This window comes from Streptomyces sp. NPDC032091 (assembly GCF_055580265.1).
On the sequence record NZ_JBVILR010000024.1, the window covers coordinates 43,159 to 47,303 of the forward strand.

Sequence of the window (4,145 nt, forward strand, 5' to 3'; positions counted from 1 at the left end):
ACGGAGAAAAGCCCCCAAAACCCCCCCCCCCCCCCCCCCCCCCCCCCCCCCCCCCCCCCCACCCCCCCCCCCCCCCCCCCTGGGCCCCGGCCCCCGGGGAGCCGGGGTGGCAGGCGGGCGCGCGCGTCAGGCCGACGCGTACGCCAGGTCGGCGCGGGCGGCGCATTCGCGGGCCGCCAGGTCGCGGCCCAGCGGGGACAGGGCCGCGCAGAACAGGAGCGCGCCGAGCGGGATCAGGTCGAGGCTGACGCCCATCACCACCGTGCCCAGCAGCACCGCCACCGGACGCCACACCGCGATCCGCCGCCGCACCGCCAGCTGCGTCGTGATCCACAGCAGACCCACGTAGAAGAGCATCGGCCCCACCGAGTACACGACCGGCTCCACACCGGGCCTGCTCTGGATCTGCTCGAAGAGCCGGTCCATGCCGGCCCGGTCGGCCGACTGGAGCCCGACCGCCAGGTCGATGCCGGCCTGGGCGACGGCCGCCGCCGCCCCGGCCAGCCCCAGCCCGGTCGCCACACCCCCACCCCAGCGGCCCGCACGCCCCGCCGGCGCCGCCAGCCGCCTCAGCCCGAGGAACACCGCCACGAACAGTGCGACCCCGGCGGCCAGCGCCACGTGCCCGGCCGTCCAGGCGGGTCCGGGCCCGTGGCCCGGATCGGCCAGCCGGACCACCCCGTACACCAGCAGGCACAGCGGCGCCACGACGAACGCCCCCCGCACCGCCGACACCCACCGTCGCCCCCACGGCCTCCGCCCCCCGCCGGGCGCCGCCACGACCCGGAGCCGCCCGGCCAACGGCTCCACCGGCCCCGGCCCCCCGCCCCGCGCCCCCTCGGCCGCCGGCCGGTCCGTCCGCAGACCGCCATCCGGCGACGCCTCGGCGGACGGCCGATGTGTCCGCGACCCGTCACCCCGCAGCCCCCCGGGCCGGAGGCCGGCCGGCCGGAGCGCCCCGGTCCGCCAGACGTCGGCGCCGGGCCTCGCCGCCGGCGCCCGGCCCCCGACGCGCGCTCCCTCAGCCGCCCGGCCCCCGGCCGGCGTGGCCGGCGCGAGGGCGGGGGCCGGTCCTTCCGGCGGGTGGCCGGGGGGTCGGGTGGCCGGATTGTCCTGGGCGGACGCTTCGTTGGTCATGGGGTGATCCTCCGTGGCCGCCGCCCGCGGTGGGATCCGGTATCGCCCCTACCCGCACCCCGATGGGACCCCGACCCGCCCCTGACGGGGGCTCTCGCAGGGCCGCGTTAGCCTGCACGGGTGAGCGTGCACCAGACAGTCGTCCGAATCCGCCGGTCCGTCAGGGCCCGGGCCTGGGCCGCCGGCGGGGCCGTGGCCGCCCTGGCCGCCGTGACCGTCACCGCCCTGCTGCCCGGCCCGCCCGCCGCGCCCGACGACGACTCCCTGGCGCAAGCCGCCCCGCAGAAGCCCGGACTGACCGCAGCGGTCTCCGCCCCCTTCAGCGCCTTCACCGAGGGCTACGACTGCTACCGCATCCCCACCCTCACCACCACCAAGGACGGCACCCTGCTGGCCATCGCCGAGGCCCGCACCTCCGGCTGCGACGACATCGGCGACATCGACCTCGTCCTGAAGCGGTCCACCGACGAGGGCCGTACCTGGGGCCCGATGCAGGTCATCCGCGGCGCCGGAGACCCCGGAGCCTTCGGCAACCCCGCCCCCGTCGTGGACGCCGCCTCCGGCCGCATCACCCTCCTCCACGCCTACAGCACCTGGACCCCCGACTCCGCCGGCAACCGCGTCCGAGGCCCCCGCGAACTGCGCCTGGCGCACAGCACCGACGACGGCGTCAGCTGGACCACCGACCCCGAGCCGCAGCCACAGCTCAAGGGCCCCGACTGGGCCTGGGTCTCGGTCGGCCCCGGCCACGGCGTCCAGCTCACCCCCACCCGCCCCGACCGTCCCGGCCGGCTCGTCGTCAGCGCCGACTACCGCACCGCGTCGGGCGAATCCGGCGCCCAGCTCCTCTACAGCGACGACGGCGGCCTCACCTGGAGGCCCGGCGCCCGCTGGGGCGCCCCCGAAGGCACCCCCGCCCCCAACGAACCCGCCCTCACCGAGCTCCCCGACGGCCGGATCTACGTCAACGCCCGCTCCACCGCCACCTGCGGCACCCCCGACCACCGCGTGTCCGCGATCATCGACGACGCCTCCGCCCCCGAGCTCCCGGCGCCCGGCTTCGTCCCCGTCACCGGCCTCCCCGCCCCGCCCGCCGCCGGATCCGTGCTCCAACTCCCGGGCGGCCCCCTGCTGCTGTCCGCGCCCAGCCGGCCCGGCGCCGAGTTCTCCGACCGCTGGACCCTGGCCGTCCGCACCTCCCGGGACGAAGGCCGCACCTGGTCCCGGGACGGCGCCGTCGTCCTGCGCGAACGCGCCGGCTACTCCGACATGACCGCCCTGCCCGGCGGACGCGTCGGCCTGCTCTACGAGACCGCCAACGGCACCCCCCACGGCTACATCAAGTTCACCGCCTTCGGCCCCCACGAACTGAGCGCCGCCACCGAGGACCTCACCCCCCGCCGCACCGACGACGCCGGCGCCCACCACAACGACGCCGTCGTCCACGGCGCACCCCGCCTCGGCAACCGGCCCGACGGGGGCAAGGCCATGCGCTTCGACGGCAAGGACGACTTCCTGCGCCTCATCGACTGCCCCGACGAACTCCGCATCGGCGCCGGCGACTTCGCCATCGCCACCTGGGTCAAGTACAAGACCCGCGGCCAGGACCGGGACAGCGGCCGACGCCAGCCCCTCGTCTGGGCCTACGGACAGGGCCCCGCCGCCCCGCAGATCCGCATCGAGGCCGACCCCGCCACCGGCCGCCTCGAAGCCACCGTCAACCCGGGCACCGGCCCCGTCGCGGTCACCACCCCGACCCGCACCGACGACGACGCCTGGCACCACGTCGTCCTCCAGCGCAGCGGCGGCCGCCTCGAACTCTCCGTGGACGGTGCCCCGCCGGCCACCGCCCCCGCCCCCGGCGACCTCCGCCCCACCGGGGCCTTCACGATCCACCTCGGCACCCAGCCCGACTACAAGGCCTTCTACGCGGGCGCCCTCGACGACGTACGCGTCTACGGCCGCGCGCTGTCCCGCAACGACATGGCCCGCCTGCGCGACGGCAACGACGTCACCGACCAGGAAGGCGTCCACCTCCCCTTCGACCGCATCCGCTGACCGGGCCGGCGTCGGGGGCCTACGGCCCCGGCTTGCGCGCCAGCAGCAGCCGCCACCGGGGGCTGCCGTCCTCGCGGAAGCCGAAGGGGGACAGCGGGACCGTGTCCACGGTGAAGCCCGCCCGCTCCAGGTCCGCGCGGACCGGGCCGAAGGGGAAGGTGCGGTAGTACATGACGAAGGGAGGCCGCCACACGGCGTTGCGCACCCGCATCGCCGTGTCGAAGCCGGCCACCGCCCACCACAGGGGCGAGGTCACCGGGATCGGGGCGCCGACCGGGAAGGCGAACACCCCGCCGGGGCGCAGGGCGCGGTGGACGCCGCCGAAGAGGGCCGGGCGCTCGGCCGGCAGGAAGTGGCCGAAGGCGCCGAAGCTGACCGCGAGGTCGTACGTGTTCCAGAGCCGCTCGGGCAGGGCCAGTGCGTCGGCCCGTACGAGGTCCACGCCCTCGGGGTGCGCACGGGCGGCTTCCGCCAGCATCCCGGCGCTGAGGTCGACGCCGGTGACCCGGTCCCGGCACAGGCGGCGCAGCATCCCCAGGCCGGCGCCGGTGCCGCAGCACAGGTCGAGGCCGGGGCCGAAGGTGCCCTCCTCCTGGGCGAGGGCCTCCTCGACGGCGTCGAGCATGCGGTCCGGGGTGCGGAAGGGCGTCCCGTCGAACTTGGGGGCGAGCAGGTCGTAGCCCCGCTCGACCGAGGAGAGGGCCTGGACGGCCAGTTCGCGCAGGCTCGGGCCCTGGGAGGTGAACACGGGCCCAGCCTAGCCACCGGGCGGCGGGGCGGGGCGGGGACGGGTGCGGCAGCGCCCGTGGGCGGTCGCGTGCGGATACGCGGATGCGCGGGGGGGGGGGGGGGGGGGGCTCCCCCCCCCCCCCCCCCCCCCCCCCCCCCCCCCCCAAGGCCGGGTCAGGCCGAGGTGCGGCGGAGGGTGAGGGTGGTGAAGCCCCAGGAGG

The 4,145-nt window shown here is 77.5% G+C and carries 3 protein-coding genes; 1 reads left to right on the plus strand and 2 read right to left on the minus strand.

Going from position 1 to position 4,145, the window contains the following annotated elements:
* Positions 1-126: 126 nt before the first annotated feature.
* A complete protein-coding gene (locus ACZ5NJ_RS30710; protein ID WP_468769072.1) occupies positions 127-726 on the minus strand; it encodes a hypothetical protein in 600 nt (199 codons plus the stop codon).
* A 531-nt stretch (positions 727-1,257) separates the two neighbouring features.
* On the opposite strand from ACZ5NJ_RS30710, the gene ACZ5NJ_RS30715 reads away from it, so the two are divergent.
* Positions 1,258-3,195 (plus strand): exo-alpha-sialidase, encoded by a 1,938-nt coding sequence (locus ACZ5NJ_RS30715; RefSeq protein ID WP_468769073.1) that lies wholly within the window; start codon positions 1,258-1,260, stop codon positions 3,193-3,195.
* 19 nt (positions 3,196-3,214) lie between these two features.
* Here ACZ5NJ_RS30715 and ACZ5NJ_RS30720 read toward each other — a convergent pair whose 3' ends face one another.
* Positions 3,215-3,943 (minus strand): class I SAM-dependent DNA methyltransferase, encoded by a 729-nt coding sequence (locus tag ACZ5NJ_RS30720; RefSeq protein WP_468769075.1) that lies wholly within the window; start codon positions 3,941-3,943, stop codon positions 3,215-3,217.
* Positions 3,944-4,145 lie beyond the last annotated feature (202 nt).